At 62.0% G+C, this 19,685-nt stretch carries 19 protein-coding genes and 1 other RNA gene; 9 read left to right on the top strand and 11 right to left on the bottom strand.

What is annotated here, in order from left to right; all coding sequences use genetic code 11:
• Window positions 1–111 precede the first annotated feature (111 nt).
• Both ACP7BV_RS08405 and ACP7BV_RS08400 read left to right on the top strand, forming a co-directional pair.
• The gene (locus ACP7BV_RS08405) at window positions 112–1,734 is read left to right on the top strand and encodes an alpha-amylase family glycosyl hydrolase (protein ID WP_426103352.1); all 1,623 of its coding nucleotides are present in this window, start codon (window positions 112–114) and stop codon (window positions 1,732–1,734) included.
• Complete coding sequence (locus ACP7BV_RS08400; RefSeq protein WP_426103351.1) at window positions 1,731–3,596, top strand: glucokinase; 1,866 nt, start codon at window positions 1,731–1,733, stop codon at window positions 3,594–3,596. The genes ACP7BV_RS08405 and ACP7BV_RS08400 overlap by 4 nt, the downstream gene beginning before the upstream one ends.
• A gap of 17 nt (window positions 3,597–3,613) precedes the next feature.
• Here ACP7BV_RS08400 and ACP7BV_RS08395 read toward each other — a convergent pair whose 3' ends face one another.
• From ACP7BV_RS08395 to groES, 7 genes are all read right to left on the bottom strand, one after another.
• Window positions 3,614–4,081, bottom strand: a complete 468-nt coding sequence (locus tag ACP7BV_RS08395; RefSeq protein WP_426103350.1) for a hypothetical protein — start codon at window positions 4,079–4,081, stop codon at window positions 3,614–3,616.
• 182 nt (window positions 4,082–4,263) lie between these two features.
• Window positions 4,264–6,336: a S9 family peptidase gene (locus ACP7BV_RS08390; protein ID WP_426103349.1), complete on the bottom strand. Its 2,073-nt coding sequence runs from the start codon at window positions 6,334–6,336 to the stop codon at window positions 4,264–4,266.
• 33 nt (window positions 6,337–6,369) lie between these two features.
• On the bottom strand, window positions 6,370–8,217 hold the full coding sequence (locus tag ACP7BV_RS08385; protein ID WP_426103348.1) for a hypothetical protein: 1,848 nt from the start codon (window positions 8,215–8,217) through the stop codon (window positions 6,370–6,372).
• Between the two features lie 8 nt (window positions 8,218–8,225).
• The gene (locus ACP7BV_RS08380; protein ID WP_426103347.1) at window positions 8,226–9,143 is read right to left on the bottom strand and encodes an ABC transporter ATP-binding protein; all 918 of its coding nucleotides are present in this window, start codon (window positions 9,141–9,143) and stop codon (window positions 8,226–8,228) included.
• Between the two features lie 8 nt (window positions 9,144–9,151).
• On the bottom strand, window positions 9,152–9,562 hold the full coding sequence (locus ACP7BV_RS08375; RefSeq protein ID WP_426103346.1) for a GntR family transcriptional regulator: 411 nt from the start codon (window positions 9,560–9,562) through the stop codon (window positions 9,152–9,154).
• A gap of 254 nt (window positions 9,563–9,816) precedes the next feature.
• Window positions 9,817–11,466, bottom strand: a complete 1,650-nt coding sequence (gene groL, locus ACP7BV_RS08370; protein WP_426103345.1) for a chaperonin GroEL — start codon at window positions 11,464–11,466, stop codon at window positions 9,817–9,819.
• Between the two features lie 42 nt (window positions 11,467–11,508).
• Window positions 11,509–11,799, bottom strand: a complete 291-nt coding sequence (gene groES / locus ACP7BV_RS08365; RefSeq protein WP_426103344.1) for a co-chaperone GroES — start codon at window positions 11,797–11,799, stop codon at window positions 11,509–11,511.
• Window positions 11,800–12,084: 285 nt separating this feature from the next.
• Here groES and ACP7BV_RS08360 point away from each other — a divergent pair, with 285 nt between their 5' ends.
• The 6 genes from ACP7BV_RS08360 (at window position 12,085) to ACP7BV_RS08335 (ending at window position 15,973) form a co-directional block, all read left to right on the top strand.
• The gene (locus ACP7BV_RS08360) at window positions 12,085–12,336 is read left to right on the top strand and encodes a hypothetical protein (protein WP_426103343.1); all 252 of its coding nucleotides are present in this window, start codon (window positions 12,085–12,087) and stop codon (window positions 12,334–12,336) included.
• Window positions 12,333–12,644: a cell division protein ZapA gene (locus tag ACP7BV_RS08355; protein WP_426103342.1), complete on the top strand. Its 312-nt coding sequence runs from the start codon at window positions 12,333–12,335 to the stop codon at window positions 12,642–12,644. Before ACP7BV_RS08360 ends, ACP7BV_RS08355 begins: the two co-directional genes overlap by 4 nt.
• Before the next feature lie 45 nt (window positions 12,645–12,689).
• Window positions 12,690–12,870, top strand: a non-coding RNA gene (gene ssrS / locus ACP7BV_RS08350) — 6S RNA.
• Between the two features lie 58 nt (window positions 12,871–12,928).
• The gene (locus ACP7BV_RS08345) at window positions 12,929–13,396 is read left to right on the top strand and encodes an EVE domain-containing protein (RefSeq protein ID WP_426103341.1); all 468 of its coding nucleotides are present in this window, start codon (window positions 12,929–12,931) and stop codon (window positions 13,394–13,396) included.
• Window positions 13,397–13,462: 66 nt separating this feature from the next.
• On the top strand, window positions 13,463–15,058 hold the full coding sequence (locus ACP7BV_RS08340; RefSeq protein ID WP_426103340.1) for a methyl-accepting chemotaxis protein: 1,596 nt from the start codon (window positions 13,463–13,465) through the stop codon (window positions 15,056–15,058).
• 99 nt (window positions 15,059–15,157) lie between these two features.
• Window positions 15,158–15,973, top strand: a complete 816-nt coding sequence (locus ACP7BV_RS08335) for a sulfite exporter TauE/SafE family protein (protein WP_426103414.1) — start codon at window positions 15,158–15,160, stop codon at window positions 15,971–15,973.
• A gap of 105 nt (window positions 15,974–16,078) precedes the next feature.
• Here the strand turns inward: ACP7BV_RS08335 and lgt are convergent, their stop codons facing one another.
• Together lgt and ACP7BV_RS08325 are read right to left on the bottom strand one after the other, a co-directional pair.
• The gene (gene lgt / locus ACP7BV_RS08330; protein WP_426103339.1) at window positions 16,079–16,921 is read right to left on the bottom strand and encodes a prolipoprotein diacylglyceryl transferase; all 843 of its coding nucleotides are present in this window, start codon (window positions 16,919–16,921) and stop codon (window positions 16,079–16,081) included.
• A gap of 124 nt (window positions 16,922–17,045) precedes the next feature.
• On the bottom strand, window positions 17,046–17,270 hold the full coding sequence (locus tag ACP7BV_RS08325; RefSeq protein ID WP_426103338.1) for a TIGR04438 family Trp-rich protein: 225 nt from the start codon (window positions 17,268–17,270) through the stop codon (window positions 17,046–17,048).
• A 177-nt stretch (window positions 17,271–17,447) separates the two neighbouring features.
• On the opposite strand from ACP7BV_RS08325, the gene ACP7BV_RS08320 reads away from it, so the two are divergent.
• Entirely contained in the window at window positions 17,448–17,756 is a 309-nt protein-coding gene (locus tag ACP7BV_RS08320; protein ID WP_426103337.1) for a c-type cytochrome, read from the top strand.
• A 172-nt stretch (window positions 17,757–17,928) separates the two neighbouring features.
• Here the strand turns inward: ACP7BV_RS08320 and ACP7BV_RS08315 are convergent, their stop codons facing one another.
• On the bottom strand, window positions 17,929–19,068 hold the full coding sequence (locus ACP7BV_RS08315) for a branched-chain amino acid ABC transporter substrate-binding protein (protein WP_426103336.1): 1,140 nt from the start codon (window positions 19,066–19,068) through the stop codon (window positions 17,929–17,931).
• A gap of 221 nt (window positions 19,069–19,289) precedes the next feature.
• On the bottom strand, window positions 19,290–19,685 hold the full coding sequence (locus ACP7BV_RS08310) for a hypothetical protein (RefSeq protein WP_426103335.1): 396 nt from the start codon (window positions 19,683–19,685) through the stop codon (window positions 19,290–19,292).

The raw sequence follows: 19,685 nt of genomic DNA, 5'->3' as shown, positions 1-19,685 counted from the left end.
TCTAAGCCATTGATAAGTATAAACATTATTGCTATTTATGACGGATGAGCGGATATTGTTAAATGGCGGCAAGTGATGTATATTATCTACAAAATCATAACGGGACGCTTCATGAACAATCAAATCACACCTTGGTGGCGCGAAGCCATCATCTACCAGGTTTATCCGCGCAGCTTTCTCGACACTAATGGCGACGGCGTGGGCGACCTGCCCGGCATCACTGAAAAACTCGACTATATCGCCGAGCTTGGCGCCGACATCGTCTGGATTTCGCCGTTCTTTACGTCCCCGATGAAAGACTTCGGCTACGACATTTCCGACTACTGCGACGTCGATCCCCTATTCGGTACACTGGCCGACTTCGACGCCCTGATTGCCAAGGCCCACAGCGTGGGCCTGAAAATCATGATCGACCAGGTGCTCTCGCACACGGCCGAAGCGCATCCTTGGTTTGTCGAGAGCCGCAAGAGCCGCGACAATCCCAAGGCCGACTGGTATGTGTGGGCCGATCCTCTCCCCGACGGCAATCCGCCCAACAACTGGCTGTCCGTGTTCGGCGGCTCGTCGTGGCAGTGGGACAGCCGGCGCAAGCAGTACTACCTGCATAACTTCCTGGTCAGCCAGCCGGACATGAACTTTCACAATCCGGAAGTGCAGCAGGCGCACCTGGACAACCTGCGCTTCTGGCTGGCGCGCGGCGTGGACGGCGTGCGCATGGACGCTTGCAATTTCCACTTCCACGACCCCGCATTGCGCAGCAATCCGGTCGCGACCAACCGCGACACCGCTACCGTCACCGACGTCAACCCGTACGGCATGCAGGCGCACATTTACGACAAAACGCGTCCCGAGAATATCGCCTTTTTGCAAAAGATCCGCACGCTGCTCAACGAATTTGGCGCCGTCGCGATTGGCGAAGTGGGCGCCGACGATGCGCTCGGCGTGATGGCCGACTACACGGCCGACGGCGACAAGCTGCACATGGCCTACAGCTTCAACCTGCTCACCAGCACGTTCACGGCGGCCTACATCCGTTCGCAGGTGGAGGAGTTCGAAGCGCGCGTCAAGGGCGGCTGGGCTTCCTGGTCGGTCGGCAACCACGACGCGATGCGCGTGATGTCGCGTTGGGGCGGCGGGGCGCCGACACCGGCGCTGGCCAAGCTGGTGCTGGCGATGCAATGCTCGCTCAAGGGCACGCCATGCCTGTACCAGGGCGACGAGCTGGCCTTGCTCGAAGCGGAGGTGCCGTTCGAACTGCTGCAGGACCCTTACGGCATCACCTTCTGGCCCGAGTTCAAGGGCCGCGACGGCTGCCGTACGCCGATGCCGTGGACCACCGAGGCGCCGCACGCCGGCTTTACCAGCGGTACGCCATGGCTGCCGGTCGCGCCGCAACACCTGGCCAATGCCGCCGCCGGGCAGGAGAGCGACCCGCACTCGCCGCTCAATTTTGCGCGCCGCTTGATCGCCTGGCGCCGCCAGCAGCCGCAGCTGACGCGCGGCGACATCGTGTTTTTCGATGCGCCCGAGCCGGTGCTGGCGCTGCAGCGCGACCTGGCAGGCCATCCGAGCGTGCTGGCGATGTTCAACCTGGGACCGGCGCCAATCACTTTCACGCTGGAGCAAGCGGCCGGCGCGGTGGTGCTGAGCGGCCATGGGCTGCCCGGCAGCGTTGACGGCACCAGCGTCACGCTGCCGGCCTACGGCGCCTGGTTCGGCAGCATCGCAGCATGAACGACCTCGCCGATCCGGAAAAGTTTGCGCGCACCGCGTTTGCCGACGGCGCGCGCCTTCTGGCCGACATCGGCGCCACGCATGCGCGCTTTGCGCTGCAGACCGCGCCGGGCGTGTTTCGCTCGGTGCGGGTGCTCAAGTGCGACGACTTCGAAGGCATCGTCCCGCTGCTGCAGTTTTACCTGGCCGACCACCAGGAGCTGCTGCACCACGCGGCGCTTGCGGTGGCCAATCCGATCAATGGCGACCAGGTCCGCATGACCAACCGCGCGTGGGAGTTTTCGACCGACGCCGTGCGGCGCGAGCTCGGTTTGCAGACGCTCCTGATCGTCAATGACTTTACGGCGCTGGCCATGGCGATACCCGCGCTGGGCCCGGACGACCTGATGAAGGTCGGCGGCGGTGCGGCGGCGGGCAACGCGGTGGTCGGCGTGCTGGGGCCCGGCACCGGCCTTGGCGTGTCGGGCGTCATTCCGACGGTGGACGGCTTTGTCACGCTGGGCAGCGAGGGCGGCCACGTCAACTTCGCGCCGGCCGACGAGCGCGAGTTCGCCATTTTGCAGTTTGCCTGGAAGGAGTGGCCGCACGTGTCGAACGAGCGGCTCATTTCCGGACCCGGCATGGAGATTATCTACCGCGCGCTGGCGCTGCGCAATGGCGTCAAGGTGCCGGTGCGCATGTCGCCGGCGATCATCAGCGGCGCGCTCGACGACAAGGATGCGCTGTGCCTGGAAGTGCTGGACTGCTTTTGCGGCATGCTCGGTGGTGCCGCCGCCAACCTGGCCGTCACGCTGGGCGCCTTTGGCGGCGTGTTCATCGGCGGGGGCATCGTGCCGCGCATGGGCGAATGGTTCGCCACATCGCAGTTCCGGGCGCGCTTCGAGGCCAAGGGGCGCTTCACCGGCTACCTGGCCGATATTCCCACCTACGTCATCACCACGCCCAACCCGGCCTTTCACGGCGTGGCCACGATTTTGTCGGAACACCTGCGCGGACGCAGCGGCGCCAACACGCTGATGGAGCGCATAGGCCACCTGCAGCACGAGCTCACGCCTGCCGAACAGCGCGTGGCCACGCTGGTGCTCGAGCATCCGCGCCTGGTGCTCAATGAGCCGATCGCGGGGATTGCCAAACTGGCCGAAGTCAGCCAGCCGACGGTGATCCGCTTTTGCCGCTCGCTGGGTTTTCTGGGGCTGGCCGACTTCAAGCTCAAGTTTGCCAGCAGCCTGACGGGCGCCATTCCCGTGCGCCACAGCCAGGTGCGCAACGGCGACAGCACGCACGACGTTTCGGCCAAGGTGATCGACAACACCGTCTCGGCGATTTTAAAATTTCGCGACCAGCTCGACGTGCGCGCCATCGACCGCGCCATCGAACTGCTGACCCAGGCCAACCGTGTCGAGTTTTACGCGATGGGCAATTCGCGCGTGGTGGCGCTGGACGGACAGCACAAGTTTTTCAGGTTCCGCATTCCCACCGCGTCGTATGGCGACTCGCACCTGTTTACGCTGGCCGCCGAACTGCTCAAGCCGGGCGACGTGGTGGTGGCCATTTCAAACTCGGGCCGGCTGCCCGAATTGCTGACGGCGGTCGATGCGGCGCGCGCTGCGGGCGCGGACGTGATCGCCATTACCAGCAGCGGCTCGGCGCTGGCCAAGAAGGCCACAGTGTGCCTGGCGGTTGACCATGCGGAAGACAGCACCAACTTCCTGTCGATGATCTCGCGCATCTTGCAGCTGCTGCTGATCGATATCGTATCGGTGGGGATTTCGCTCGGTACGGCGGCGCAGGGCGCCAAGGCTGAAGGCGGCGAGCTCGAAGCGGACCAGCGCCGCATGCTGATCTCGCACCTGGGAAGCTGAGGGCTACAGCGTCAAGCTTACAGCGCGCTCTTGCGCGCCATTGGCTGCTTGTCCTTGCGCCACTTGGCCAGGCTGACCGGCTGGTCGGTCTCGGTGTCTTCGACCAGGATGTCGGGGGTGTCTTGGCCGACCAGGAAGCTTTCCCAGCGCCGCGCCGCTTCCGGCGTATTTTCGACATAGCTGAATTGCCAGTAGCTCTTGGCGCCGATCACTTTGGGCGTCGGCCCATACTCGATCAATGCGCCGTGGACAGTGCCGTGAGACGCCGTTTCCAGGTGTTCCGACCACGCCTTCAATTCCGGCAGCGCCGCCAGCGCGGCGCGTGCTTCGGCCTTGCTGCGGGGCCCCGAAAACGGCTGCTCGTGCACTACGATCGGGGTCGGCGCCACCGTCACCGGCGCCGGTTTGTCGCGCGTGAAAAACACGACGCCAACCCCGGCAACGACAGCGAAAATTCCCGCGAGTAACGCTTTCTGATTCAGCATTGATGAGCAACCTGTAACTGTAGTTGCGGCCATACTAAACCAAAACCCAAGTCAACCGCAACACCGGGGTCAGACCACTTGTTTGCAGGGTGTGAAGTGGTCTGACCCCAGTTGGATTAGTTCGGGGTCAGACCACTTGTTCGCAGGGCGTGAAGTGGTCTGACCCCGGTTTCCCGGTTTCATTAGTTAAGGGCGGTGTTGACCTTGAGGTTTTGCTCGAGGTAGTTGGCCAGTTCGGCGCTCGGGGCGGCCGGGGCAGGGCCGCCGAGGTGCTGGTGCAGGCCGCGCAGCAGCAGGTGCAGATACGCCTGGCGCATCAGCGGCTTGCGCGGCGAGTGGCCTTCGTCCGGGTCGAGCAGCAGCGTCACCGGCTTGCCCATGCCTTGCAGGCGCGCGACGTAGTCGGTCACGCTGGCCGGGTCGACCATCCGGTCCTTGCCCCCGGCAAGAATCAACAGCGGCCTGGTGATCTTGCTGGCATTTGCCGCCGGGGCGGCGTCGGCCAGTGCCTTCATCGCGGCCGCGTCGTTCAAGTCGATGCCCATTTCCGCCAGCGTGACCGAGAACGGGGCGTCGTCACCTTGCGCCGGGCCGGCTGCGGCGGCCTTGAGCGTGCGCGCAAAGTCGGGCGGCGGCACCATCGCCATGCCGAACTTGAACAGCTCCGGCGTGTGGGTCAGCGCCAGCAGCGTGGAGTAGCCGCCGAAGGAGTCGCCCATGATGGCCAGGCGGCGCTTGTCGCCCACGCCCTTGGCCACCAGCCAGCGCACGCCGTCGATGATGTCGGCCTGGACGCGCCCGTTGCCAAAGTCCGATTTGGGTGCCGTCAGGTAGTGTTCGCCATAGCCGGTCGAGGCGCGAAAATTGGGCTGGAAGACGGCGTAGCCGCGGTTGACCAGGGTCTGCACCAGCGCGTTGTAATCGTTGTCGAACTTGCCCCACGGGCCGCCATGGACCATGGTCACCATCGGCAGCGTGGCCGCATCCTTCCCCGGCGGCAGGCTGACGTAGCCGTGCAGCAGCGCGCCGTCCGAACCACGATAGTGCAGCGCGATTTTTTGCGCCAGCGCGCTCTCCGGCAGCGGTTGGCCAAGGCTGCTCTCCTGCGCCAGCACGGGATCGATGCGGCGGCTGGCTACGTCGTACAGATAGTAGCGATCTTGTTGCAGGCGCGCCGATCTTTCCGTCAGCAGCCAGCGCGGGGCGCTGTCGCTGGCGGCAATAGTGATGTTCGCATCAGGGAATCGTTTGGCCACGTCGGCGGCGCCCTGGCGCGCGGCGGCGTTCAAGCCATAGTTGCGGCGCGCCGGCGAATCGTAGACGGCCAGCAGCGGCGTGCGCGATAGGGGCGAGACCACGGCCTGCTTCAAGTCCGACAGCGCCAGCGGGTCGGTGTGCAGCACGCGCGTGGCGTGCGTGGCCAGGTCCACCTGGACCAGCGCCTTGCGCTCGCCCGCATGGTTGACGACCATCGTCAGCGTGCGAGCGTCGGGCGAGGCGGCCACCAGTTCGCAGGCGCGCAGCCGCTTGCAGCGCGCGGCCTCGACCCATTTGCCGTTTTGCCGGTGCGAGACGACCTGCGTGAAGTCCGCTTCCCGGGTACGGATGAAACTCACCTGGCCGGCGCCGTCGATGAGAAATTCGTCCACTTTCTTGCTGCCCTCGTAGATCACCTCGCTGTTGCCGTCGATGCCGATGCGGCTGATACGGTAGGCGCCGGCGGCACGGTCGAATTCTTCGGTGATGCCGTGCCGTGGCCGGCTAGGGTCGACGAACAGGAATTGCTGCTCCGTCTTGGGATCGAACGCGGCCAGCTTGCTGCTGGCGCCGGTGGCCAGCGTCACCTGGGACAAGGCGTCGCCGCTGTCGAGAAAAATGAACTTGGCGTCGCTCGACCAGGAGGGATCCTGGCGACCGGAAATGGCCAGCAGTTTTTTCTTGTCGCCGGTCTTGATATCCAGGACGTACAGCGTCTGTGCCTGGCCGTCCGACTCGAGGAAGGCAAGCGATTCGCCGTCCGGCGAGAGCTTCACCTGGCTCAGGCGCGAGCGGCGGCTGAAGTCCTGGTCCTTGATGGGCGCCGCCGCCGGCATGGCGGCAATGCGCGCCAGCAGCGGCTTGAGCGAGCGCGTTTCGAGCGCGCGCGCATCAAGTGCTGTGGCGGTTTGCGCGGCGCTCGCGCCCAGGCAGGCGAAGGCGATGGCCAATGCCATGGCGCAGGCCGAACCGTTGCGGGCGATTTTTGGGGTAAGCATGGTGACTCCTTTGGTGGACAAGACTGCTTGTTGTTATGAGGCCGCAAGCAACACGGCGGCCGGCGTGGAAGACTTCAGAAAAACCGGTGGGCGCGCCTGCAGCACCATCAGGCATGCCAGCGCGGGCGGCCCAAGCAGCAGGCAAGCGGCCAGCCAGGCTGCCCTGCGCAGCACTGTTACGCGCGCGCCGCGCAGCCAGTAGTACCCGCCCAGTGCTGACAACAAGGCGGCGAGCAAGGCCGCGATCACTACGTCATCTGGGCGCGCGCGGTCCAGGAGATTGCTGTAGCGGGTCTTTGCGCGGTCGAGGATGCGGCCTTTGTCGAGCAGCGCGTCGGGCAGTGCCAGCAGGTGGTGCAAGACCGGCGACACCCACCAGTCATGATGCTCGAACAGCGCAGGGAAGTCATGCGCGAGCTCTCGCCGCGCCACCTCGCGCGCATGGCCGGCTGCGTCGACCAGCATGATGACCTGGCTCGCTTCGCTGCCGCCGGTGATCATGTCGCCGCCAAAGCTGAACGAGACCAGCGCGCCGTCGAGCAGGGCGGCGATGTCGATCCGGTCAAGGCTGCTGAACGCTTGCGGCAGCGCGATGCTGTAAGTCTCCTGCAGCGCTGCTCCAGGCGCGGGCCTGGCAAAGGCGATCAGGCGCAGGTTGGTGATGACGTACCAGACGTCGCCCGCCTCCATCGGTTCGCGTGCCAGCGTCTCGGGTGCGCGCAGCTTAAGCAGGGAATGGACCGCTCCGCTGGTGGCGTCGCGCGCCATCAGCTCGTGCGGCAGCAGCAGGTAGGGACCGTCGCCGGGCAGGGGGACGGCGCTGAAAGGTGTATGGTCGCCCATGCCTTTGGCGCCAAGCACGCCGCGCGGCTGCATGGTGTACAGGTCGCGGCCCATAAACAACATGGCGTCGTGGCTGAAGGTCCATTCGATATGGCGTGCCTCATCGGTCAAGCGTAGCGTGTCCAGGTTGCCGAGCTGGTGGCGCACCGGGTACTGCCTGATCGACGGTTCAAAATTAACGATGCCGGTCAGGGCGATCTGGCGCCGCCACTGGAGCGCCTGCGGATCGGTCGCAGAAGTAAGGCCGCGCAGGAACAGCGCCGGTCCTTCGGAACGGGTGGACTCGGTAAAGCCGCCGGCCGGGGACAGCGCGCGGTTCAGCGGGTGTACGCCGGCCAGCATCAGGCCATTCTGGTACATCATGGAGCCGGCCCAGGTCAGGGCAAGGTAAAAGCCGATCAGCAGCGGTGCTGCGGTGGCGGCTAGCGCGGCGCCCGACGGCGGGGCGGTGCGGTCCGGCTTAAAGGCGCCGTAGGCGATGTAGACCAGCAGCGCCAGGCACAGGGCGCTTGGCGCGAGCATCACGTAGCCGGAGGCGAGGTGGCCCATCAGCAGCAGGGGCAGCAGCAAGACCAGGATGGCGCTGCGGCGCCCGCTCAGGGAGACGTAACTGCCGGCCAGCCAGGCCGTCATCGTCAGCAGCACCAGTTCGAGCACCAGCAGGTAGTGGCGCGCATCGACCACGCGGGTGCTGAGCCAGTCGGTGCACAGCACCGTCAGCAAGGCCGGCAGGCCGACCGCGAACACGATCAGCGCGCCGGAGGCGGCCGCGATGGCGCCAAAGATCGCCAGCCGCGCCAGTGGCCGGTGCAGCAGCCAGAGCCAGCGGCTTGGCTGGCGGTAGGCGCCGAACTGCACCATCGCAAACGCCAGTGCGGCCAGCATGTAGACGGCCAGCGCGATCATGTGCGGCTCGTAGCGCAGTTGCAGCAAGTCGAACAGGCGGTTGACGAACAGCTGCAGCAGCAGGTGCGCGGCGGCGAAGATCAGGGCAGCGTTGCGAAAGTGCCGGCACTCGCTGAAAAAAAGCTCTCTCATGGCCGCTCTCAGGCAGCTGCCGCAACGGGCGTGGAGGCTATGTGGCCGCTGGCCAGAAAGCCGTTAACGGCGCGGTCCAGGCTGACCGGCATTGCTTGGGCGCTGCGCGCGCCGAGCAGGGCCAGGCGCGCGCCAAAATCGTCCTGCTGGTCGAAGACGATGAAGTGGGTCAGGCCGTCGATGCGCTGCACCTGCAGCACGCCGGGCAGGTGGGCCAGGCTAGGCTCGCGAAACGGAAATTCGGCCACCCACAGCTGCACCCGTTCGCAAAATTCGCCCGGGGCCGACATGTGGCGCAGCGCGCCGCGTTCTAGGATGATCAGGTTGTCGGCCACGCGCTCGATTTCTTCCATCTGGTGCGAGCAGTAGATGATGGTCGACTCGTCGGCCAGGCTGGAAAACATCAGCGCTTCGAGAAAGGCGCGCTTGGCGACGACGTCCAGCCCCAGGGTCGGTTCGTCGAGTACCAGCAGTTCCGGGCTTTGCGCCAGCGCCAGCGCTAAATTTACGCCGGCGCGTTCGCCGCGCGAGAGCTGGGCGATGCGCTGCTCGGGCAGCACATTGAAGTGGCCAATGACGTCGTCGTAGCGGGCCTGGTTCCACAGGCTGTACTGGCGGCGCTGCATGGCGGTCACTTCGTTGATGCTCATCCAGCCGGGCAGGGTGTGTTCTTCATTGACGAAGCCGATGCGCCCGCGCAGTTGCGGGGTCAGGCGCGCACTGTCGCAGCCGAGGATGTGCGCGCGGCCCGAGGTCGGCGTTTCAAAGCCGAGCAGCACGCGAAACAGCGTCGACTTGCCGGCGCCGTTGGCGCCGACGATGGCGTGGATGCCGCCGCGCGGCACGTGCAGCGTCATGCCGTCGAGCGCGCGCTTGCGGCCGTATTGCATGACGAGGGAGTTGGTCTGGATGATGAAGTCGGACACGGGGCAGCTTAGGCGGTTTTTTTGGAAAGGCTCAGCGCCAGCTCGCCGGCGACGGCGTCGAGCAGCGCCTGGGCCGGGTAATCGAGCCCGATCACGTCGCCCACGAAGCGCTGCACCGCGTCGTCGAGCCGGCGCGAGCGTTCTGCATGGGACAGGCGCTGGCGCGGGATGGCGACGAATAGCCCCAGCCCGGCGCGCGCATCGAGCCAGCCTTCGGCCGTCAGTTCGCTGTAGGCCTTGGCCACGGTGTTGGGGTTGACGGTGAGCTGCTGGGCCAGGCCGCGTACGCTGGGCAGGGCGGCGCCCACGGCCAGTTCACCGCTGGCGATCATGCGCCGCACGCCGTCGACGATCTGGCGGTTGATCGGGCGTGGGTCGCCCGTGGCGATCTGGAGCATTAATGCGGCGCGGCGGGTCATGGTTGCCTCTCTACTGTACTACTACGGTTAGTACAGTAACAGCGGCTTGTCCCCTCGTCAATGATTGATTGATACATACATGGCGAACCGCTGCGACGCTTGTTCGATCTCACTATCGTCTATCTTGCCACTGTTCCGTGGATTGCTCCCGCCGGGGGTGGCGCCACCTCTGAACAAATGCGCACGCAAAAAATAGACATAAAAAAACCTGCAAGGCGCGAACCTTGCAGGCTTTTTAGTCAGGCAAACAGCAATTACATCATGCCGTCCATACCGCCCATGCCGCCCATGCCACCCATGCCGCCACCCATGCCGCCAGCTTGCTTGTCTTCAGCTTGCTCGCATACCATGGCGTCGGTGGTCAGCATCAGGCCAGCGATCGATGCTGCGTTTTGCAGTGCCGAACGGGTGACTTTTGCTGGATCCAGAACACCCATTTCGACCATGTCGCCGTAGGTGCCGTTGGCTGCGTTGTAACCGTAGTTGCCGGTGCCGGCCAACACTGCTGCCACCACAACGGACGACTCTTCGCCGGCGTTTTGCACGATCATGCGCAGTGGCTCTTCCATGGCGCGCATGACGATCTTGATGCCTGCGTCCTGGTCAGGATTGTCGCCCTTGACGGTGATGTTGGCACGTGCGCGCAGCAAGGCTACGCCGCCGCCAGGAACAATACCTTCTTCAACGGCAGCGCGGGTTGCGTGCAGTGCATCTTCAACGCGTGCTTTCTTTTCTTTCATTTCGACTTCGGTTGCAGCGCCAACCTTGATCACTGCAACGCCGCCTGCCAACTTGGCAACGCGCTCTTGCAGTTTTTCGCGGTCGTAGTCCGACGTTGCTTCTTCGATCTGCACACGTACTTGCTTGACGCGCGCTTCGATGTTTTCAGCCTGGCCCGCACCGTCGATGATGATGGTGTTTTCCTTGCCTACTTCGATCCGTTTGGCCTGGCCAAGTTCAGCCAGCGTGACTTTTTCCAGCGTCAGGCCAACTTCTTCAGCGATCACCTGGCCGCCGGTCAGCACTGCGATGTCTTCCAGCATGGCCTTGCGACGGTCGCCAAAGCCTGGGGCCTTGACTGCGCACGTTTTCAGGATGCCGCGGATGTTGTTGACAACCAGGGTTGCCAGCGCTTCGCCTTCGATGTCTTCTGCGATGATCAGCAGTGGACGGCCGGCTTTGGCGACTTGTTCCAGGATTGGCAGCAGGTCACGGATGTTCGAGATTTTTTTGTCGCACAGCAGGACGAATGGGTTGTCCTGGATCGAGACTTGCTTCTCTGGGTTGTTGATGAAGTACGGCGACAGGTAGCCGCGGTCGAACTGCATGCCTTCTACGATGTCGAGCTCGTCGTTCAGGGACTTGCCGTCTTCAACGGTGATGACGCCTTCCTTGCCGACTTTTTCCATCGCTTCCGCGATCCGCTCGCCGATCGAGTAGTCGGAGTTGGCCGAAATGGCGCCAACCTGGGCGATTTCTTTGGTCGTCGTGCATGGCTTGGCGATTTTTGCCAGCTCTTCGACGGTGGCAGCAACTGCCTTGTCGATGCCGCGCTTCAAGTCCATTGGGTTCATGCCGGCGGCCACGAACTTCATGCCTTCGCGCACGATGGCCTGGGCCAGCACGGTCGCGGTGGTGGTGCCGTCGCCGGCGTTGTCGCTGGTGCGGGAAGCAACTTCCTTGACCATTTGCGCGCCCATGTTCATGAGCTTGTCTTTGAGTTCGATTTCTTTCGCAACCGATACACCGTCCTTGGTGATGGTTGGCGCGCCGAACGAGCGCTCGATGACCACGTTGCGTCCTTTAGGACCCAGGGTGACTTTCACTGCATTGGCGAGAATGTTGACGCCTTCAACCATCTTGGCGCGCGCTGCGTCGCCGAATACTACATCTTTAGCTGCCATGTTTTTTTCTCCGAAAATTGGTGTTGCGAGAATATGAGGTGATTACTTGACCAGGACGGCCATGATGTCTTCTTCGCGCATCACCAGCAGTTCGTCGCCGTCAACTTTGACGGTTTGGCCGGAGTATTTGCCGAACAGCACGCGGTCGCCGACTTTGACTTCCAGCGGGCGAACTTTGCCATCGTCCTGGACTTTACCGTTGCCGATGGCGAGGATCTCGCCCTGGTCCGGTTTTTCTGCGGCTGCGTCAGGAATGATCAGGCCGGATGCAGTTTTGGTTTCCTGGTCGAGACGCTTGACGATAACGCGATCGTGCAATGGGCGAAGGTTCATGCAAAACTCCTTAATGTTCAATGGTTTGACTTGCTATTCTTGGCCAGTACACGGCGTGCAGGGCCTGGAAATCATTGTTAGCACTCTCTGCTAACGAGTGCTAATTATAGGGACGGTACCGCGTATTTTCAAGGCATCATCCTTTTTATTTCAATAAACTGCTTGATCTCGCGCAAACTTTTCCTTTCCTTGTCGCCCGTTTTGCAATCATGCTCTGCTTCAATAATCGACGCTAACGTACTGAATCGGTTGACTAAAAATCGTTGACGGCTCTATAGTATTGGGATGATTTCTGAATTCAATGACCTGTCCGACAAAATCGACCGCCTTGCCGCGTTGACGCTGTCCCTACGCCGCGAGAATGCCACTCTGCGCCAAGCCAATGCTTTACTTGCTGCTGAGAACGTAGCCTTCATGGAACGCCTGTCCGAAGCCCAGCGCCGGGTTGAGGCCTTGCTGGCCAGCATTCCCGCCGAGGCCGGCGATGAAGACAACCTTCCCGCCGAAGCGACCATCCATGACGAGGCAGCCCAATGATCCAACTCGATGTCACCCTCATGGGTAATCCCTACCGACTGGCCTGCAAGGAGGGCGAGGAACGCACGCTCAAGGAAGCGGTCAGCTACCTTGACGGCAAAATGTGCGCGCTGCGCGACTCCGGCAAGGTCAAGGGCAACGACCGCATCGCCGTGATGGCCGCGCTGAGCGTGACGGCTGAATTCTTATCCTCGAAAGCGGGACAAGGACCGCTGTCGGACTTGTCGATATTGGAAGTCAAGGAAAAAATCGGTGCCATGCATACCGCACTGGACGACGCCCTGACGCCGCAGGAAAATTTGTTTTAAAACCTGTTTTCGTTTGACATGGCGACACATCGGAGTAAACTCCGTCTCACCCTGCGGTGTTCGCGATTGCCATATATTCCTTGAACCATTTATGTGCACAGGTTGCGGAATTTTGTTTGATGGGAGTGAGCGTCACTTGTTTGACGAACCCGAAATTGAACTAACTGTGACCGCCTTGAACCATTAGGTTCAGGATGCCGGCAAGAACGGCACATGCGGGGTCTTATTCTGTAAAAGCGGTTGCACGCCTTTCGGCGCAACCGCTTTTTTTATGGGCAAACGACATGCGTTACTGGCTGATGAAATCCGAACCCGATGAAGTGAGCATCGACGACGTGCTGGCGGCACCCGGCCAGACGGTGCCATGGTTTGGCGTTCGCAACTACCAGGCGCGCAACTTCATGCGCGACGACATGCAAGCGGGCGACTTGGCCTTTTTCTATCATTCGAGTTGCGCGGAACCGGGCATCGCGGGCGTCGTCGAAATTGCCAGCGGCGCCTATCCGGACGCCACCCAGTTCGATCCCAAAAGCCACTATTACGATCCGAAGGCAACGCGGGAGACGCCGCGCTGGATCAGCGTGGACGTCAAAGCGGTGCGCAAGACGCGCTTGCTGAGCCTGAAGGAACTGCGCAGTTGTGCGGAACTGGAAGCGATGCGCCTGCTGGCCAAGGGCAGCAGGCTGTCCGTGATGCCGGTGGAAGTCTCGGAGTGGAAGTTCATCGATAAGCTGCTGCGCCAGCCAGGGTAATTGCGCGGCGCACGTGCAAACTTGCTGGTAGAGTCGGTAAGATAGTCAAACTCAGTAACGACGACAATGAAAAACCTGCCAATTGGTGTGCGCCTGGGAAGCGTGTTTGCCTTGCTTCTGCTCCTGCTGCTCGCGGTAACCGCCATCGGCGTATGGCGCATGAACAGCGCCAGTGAGATGACGCGCCACATGCTCCACACCCGGCTGCCCAACGAGCGCATGGTCGACGAATGGTTCAAGATAATTGAAGTAAACGCGGCGCGCACCACCACCGCCTGGCGCGCCGTCGATCCGGCCGAGCAAAAGGAGATAGAAGCCGAGATGAAAAAATCGTCGGCCCACGCGACCGAGATTCAAACCATCCTGGCAACGTCGATCACCGAGCCAGCCGCCAAGGCGGCGCTGGATAGCGTGCTTGCCACGCGCGCCGCCTACACCGAAGCGCGCACACGCGTTTTCAAGGAAAAAGCTGCCGGCAATCTCGCGGGGGCCAAGGAAATTTTCGACAAGGAGATGGCCGTCAAGCGCGAAGCCTACCTCGCCAGCCTGGCCCAGCTGTCCCGCACCCAACGCGGCCTGCTCGACCAGAGCGGCGCGCAAATCGATGCCAACTACGCCAGCGGGCGCCAGCTGATGATTGCGCTGGGCGTGCTTGCCGTCATCCTGGCGGCAAGCTGCGCGCTGATCATTACGCGCAGCATCACCCGGCCTATTGCTGAAGCGGTGCGCGTGGCGCGCGCCGTTGCTGCGGGCGACTTGACCAGCAACATTGAAGTCGAGACCAGCGATGAGACTGGCCAACTAATGGGAGCGCTCAAAAACATGAATGACAATCTGGTCGGGCTGGTATCGCAGTTGCGCATTGGCACCGACACCATCAATACAGCATCGCGCGAGATTGCCAGCGGCAATCTGGACTTGTCCTCGCGTACGGAAGAGCAAGCCAGTTCGCTGGAACAGACCGCCGCGTCGATGGAACAGCTGACGGCGACGGTAAAAAACAATGCCGCCCATGCGCGCGAGGCAAACACGCTGGCGATCGACGCCCGGGCGGTGGCGCGCCAGGGTGGCGACGCGGTGAGCGAGGTGGTGGCCACCATGGGTACGATTAACGATTCGTCACGCAAGATTGTCGACATCATCAGCGTGATCGACGGCATTGCATTCCAGACCAATATCCTGGCGCTGAACGCGGCCGTGGAGGCAGCGCGCGCGGGTGAACAGGGGCGCGGTTTCGCCGTTGTGGCGGCGGAAGTGCGCAGCCTGGCGCAGCGTTCGGCGGCAGCGGCCAAGGAAATCAAGGAACTCATTGGCGACTCGGTCGACAAAGTCGAGATCGATTCGCGCCAGGTGGCGCGGGCCGGCGCGACAATGCAGGACGTGGTGGCCAGCATCGGGCGCCTGAGCGGCCTGGTTGGCGATATCAGTACGGCCAGCAACGAGCAGCAAGAAGGCATCGAGCAGGTCAACGTGGCCATCACGCAAATGGACGGCATCACGCAGGAGAACGCGGCGCTGGTGGAGCAGGCCGCCGCCGCCGCAGCATCGATGCAGGAGCAGGCGCAGCAGTTGGCGCGGCTGGTCGACACCTTCAAGCTTGCGCGCGCGTCTGCCGTTCCCGCGCGCCCTGGTCGGCCCGGGCCGCGTGCACTGGCTGCCTGAGGACGGTGCACTCCTTGACGCTGTAAAATGCTTGCTTTCAATATAGGCGAGGCAAGCAGCGATGATACGGACGAAAGCAAGCGCTGCGGGGCGGCGCTGATGGACTGGGGCCTGATCGTCATCTTGCTCATCATGGGCGCGGGCGGCGGCTTCGCTGCGGGGCTGCTGGGCGTGGGCGGCGGCATGGTACTGGTGCCGTTCATCACGATGATTTTTGCCGCCAAGGGATTTCCTCCGACTGTGCTTGTGCACATGGCAATTGCCACCTCGCTTGCCACCATCATGTTCACGTCGCTCTCGTCGGTACGCGCACACCATTTGCATGGCGCGGTGCGCTGGCCGATTGTCTGGCTGCTCGCGCCCGGCATTGCGATCGGTTCGTGGCTGGGGCCGTGGTTGGCCAAGCAACTCAATACGTCGGCGCTGGCGCTGGTGTTCGGGGTATTCGTGGCCTTGTCGGCCACGCAAATGATCCTCAATCGCAAGCCGCCGGCCTCCCGTGAATTGCCGGGGCCGCCCGGCATGTTTGCCGTGGGCGCCGTGATTGGCGTGGTGGCCGGGCTGGTGGGGGCGGGCGGGGGCTTTTTGTCGGTGCCCTTCATGGGCTGGTGCAATGTAAAAATGCACAATGCGGTGGCCACCAGCGCGGCGCTCGGCTTTCCGATTGCCTTGTCGGGCACGCTGTCGAATATGTATTTCGGCTGGAACGAGCCGCTCTTGCCAGCGCATTCGCTGGGCTATATCTATGTGCCGGCGTTGCTGGTGATTGCGGCGGCCAGCGTGCTGATGGCGCCGGTGGGGGCGAGGGCGGCGCACCGGATGCCGGTGCAAAAACTCAAGCGGATATTTGCGATGGTGCTGTATTGCCTGGCCGCTTATATGCTGTGGAAGGCTTACGCCACCGCGGTTGCATAAGTTCCGCCACACACATCGTCCTCCCGGAGGCGGCGGTGCGACGACTCGCGACCCAAAGAACAGTTACTCAGTTGAACCGTTCTATGGGTCGCGAGTCGTCGGGTTTTAAACCTGCGCGGCCTGCCTGGCCTGCATCGAATACGCCCACCACAACATCGCCAACGCGCCGATGATCATCGGCAGCGACAGCATCTGGCCCGACGTGATCGGCAGGCCGGCCACCGTGACTTGCCAGTCCGGCACGCGGAAATATTCAGTAAAGAAACGCGCGCAGCCATACAGCAGCGTAAACATGGCGCCCACCGCGAGACGCGGACGCGATGTGCGTGAAAACAGCCACAACAGCGCAAACACGAGCAAGCCATCGACCAGCATCTGATAAAGCGGCGACGGATGGCGCAGACCGTCCAGGAACACCGGATCCGGATGCAAGGGGAAGCGGATATCCGGCCAGCGCATGGCCCACGGCAAGGTCGCATCGGCAACCCGCCCCGGCAGTTCGGCATTGATGAAGTTGCCCATGCGGCCGGCGGCGTAGCCGAGCGGCACCAGTGGCGCGATGAAGTCATACACGTCGAGCAGATTGCGCTTGGCCTTGCGCGCCCACAGCGCCATTGCCACCAGCACCCCCAAAAAGCCACCGTGGAAGGACATGCCGCCCTGCCAGATCTTGAAGATATCGATCGGGTGCGCCATGAAATGCGCGGGCTGATAGAAGAACACTTCGCCCAGCCTGCCGCCCAGCACGACGCCAAGCATGCCATAAAACAGCATGTCGTCGAGGTCATCGTTTTTCCAGCCTTGCGCGGCAATATGCGCCTGCTTGATGCGCACGCGGCCCAGAATGATGAACATGGCGAAGGCCAGCACATACATCAGCCCGTACCAGTGGATGGACACGGGGCCGAGATGCAAGGCAATCGGATCCGGCATCGGATGAGTCAGCATTGGGTGTCTTTCTTGAAAGCCAGGCAGCACGTGCTGCCAACGTCCGGTATTCTACCCTCAGCGCGCGATCACGTAGAGCGAAAGCACCCGAAGAGCGCCTTCCGCCAAACGCATGACCTGGCGGTTACTTTCTCTTGTTGAAGGTATTGTTCAAACGTTCTTTTTTGCGCTGCTCGTCGAGCTTGTGGTCTTTTTTCTTGTCGAGGCCAAAGATTTTTTCGACGTACTCGAACCAGATGAAGGCAAAGCACATCAGGCCGATCACCCACCACCACGACATGGCGGCGAACTTCCAGACTTCAAAAAACTTCAGCGCGCCGAGGACGAGTATTAAGATGATAATGGGCATGGAAACTCCTTTTCGTGCTCCCATCTTACAAACAATTTACTTGCTTGTGGTTATTAATCGCGCTGGCGTACCGTCAACCGTGGCGCGCAGGTAACCGTTGTAACAAACATTGCTGCCGGCTCTACGATTGCGTAAACGCGGTAGAATCAAGGCAGTTGGAATACTTTGGAGAGAGTGATGAAACGTTCCCTGATGTTGTGTATGGTGTTGTCGGCGCTGGCGTCGTCGAGTGCGATGGCAAGTGCCGATCTGGCCAAGGCAAAAAACTGCATGTCGTGCCACGCGGTTGCGAGCAAGGTTGTCGGCCCCGCCTTCAAGGACGTCGCTGCCAAGTATGCCGGCCAAAAAGATGCGGAAAACAAGCTGGTCGCCAAGGTCTTGAAGGGCGGCGCCGGTTCATGGGGCGCCGTGCCGATGCCGGCCAACCCGCAAGTGACGGAGGCGGAAACCCGCATCCTCGTCAAGTGGGTGCTGGCGCAGAAGTAATTGGTTGAGGTAGTTGGTTGAGGTAGTTGGTTGAGGTAGTTGGTTGAGGTAGTTGGTTGAGGTAGTTGGCCGTGGTAATGTGCGGCCGGCGTACTTCCCGGCCGCACCAATAAAAAACGCGCTCACTTGAGCGCGTTTTTTTTCGTCCTGCGGCGCAAGCCGCAGGCCAGGCTTACTTGATGACTTCGAGCTTGGCGCGCTTGCCGCCTTTAAAGGTGAACAGCGTCAGCGCGCCATCCTTGATGTCGCCCTTGTCGTCGAACTGGATCAGACCGGTCACGCCCTGGTGCTTGATTTTCTTCAGTTCCGGCAAATACTTGGCTGGATCGGCCGACTTGGCGTTCTGCATCGCATGCGCCATCACCATGACCGAGTCATACACGTACGGGGCGTACAACTGCACGTCGACATTGAAGCGCTTCTTGAAGCGCTGCGAGAAGTCGGCCAGTACTTTTTCCTGTGCTCCCATCACGCCGCCCGCTTCGGCGCAGGTCACGTTGCCCTCGCCCAGGCCGTCGCCCGCCAGGCGGATCATCGCTTCGGTACAGATGCCGTCGCCGCCCATGAACTTGGCGTTGATGCCCAGCGCCTTCATTTGCTTGACCATCGGGCCGCCGACCGCATCCATGCCACCGAAGAAGACCAGGTCAGGCTTCTTCGCTTTCAAGGAAGTCAAAATGGCGGTGAAGTCGGTTGCTTTGTCGGTGGTAAATTCCTTGGCGATGATGGTCACGCCCGGCGCGCTCTTGGCGCCCTTGACGAATTCGCCGGCCACGCCCTGGCCGTAAGCCGTGCGGTCGTCGATGACGGCGATTTTCTTCGCGCCCAGCTTGGTGGTGGCGTACTTGCCCAGCGTGCCGCCAAGCTTGTTGTCATTGGCGACAACGCGAAATGCGCCGGGAAAGCCTTGCTTGGTGTACATCGGCTGCGTGGACGATGGCGAAATCTGGGGAATGCCCGCATCGTTGTAGATCTTCGATGCCGGAACCGTGGTGCCGGAATTCAAGTGACCAATCACGCCCATAACCTTGGCGTCGACCAGCTTCTGGGCCACTGCGGTGCCTTGCTTGGGATCGGCGCCGTCATCTTCCGTGATTAGCTGGAAAGTGACTTTCTTGCCGTTGATCAGGAAACCCTTGGCGTTCAGTTCCTCGATCGCCATTTTGGCGCCGTATTCGTTATCTTTACCCAAGTGCGCGCTAGGGCCGGAGATGGGACCGACGTGGCCGATCTTGACGACTTCCTGGGCGCTTGCCGAGCCTGCAAATGCCAGGGCGATGGCGAGTGGAATAAGTTTGGTCGTGAACTGCATGTGCATTCTCCAATGGTGTGATAACAACAGCGCTTGTGGCGCCGATTTTCATATTTTTTGCGTAGGGCAAAAGGTACAACAAATTGTCGGGTTCGCAAAGCCGAATGTCTGCCAAGACCGGGCAAATGCCGCTAGCCACACCATCAACGTCTCATTGCTGCAGCGGTGTACGCGCGCCTTGCAATGCGTGAACATTATTGTAAGCAGTTGAAAGCAACACGCTATTTCTTTAGCGTTTGCAGGTGGGATACTTCCTGCGCCACGGCACGCACGACGATCTTTTCGATGGTATCGTGCAGTCCGGCGCGGATTTCCTCGGCCAGACCACCGATGGCCGCCTTCAGGATTTCTTCCAGGCTGTCGCGCAGGCGCTGTTCGAGCACAAAATCGACGCGGCCCTGCAGTTGCTGCAAGATGCGTTCCGACAGGCGCCGTTCCAGCAGGTTCCACTGGGGTTCGGTCCAGTTGTCAATCGCCCGCGTTTCCAGGTCGGCGTTGGCCTGGTCCGCCAGCGGCGCCGCGTCCAGCCTGGCGGGAGCGGCCGGCTTGTCCGCCTTGTCGCTGAAAACTTCCGTCAATACCGGAATGCTGTGGTCGAAGGCGGGATTCTGGCTCAT

The organism is Massilia sp. TSP1-1-2, from assembly GCF_049896185.1.
GTDB lineage: Bacteria > Pseudomonadota > Gammaproteobacteria > Burkholderiales > Burkholderiaceae_D > Telluria_A.
Note: the sequence above shows the minus strand (reverse complement) of the source record. Positions and strands in the feature narration are given on the sequence as shown.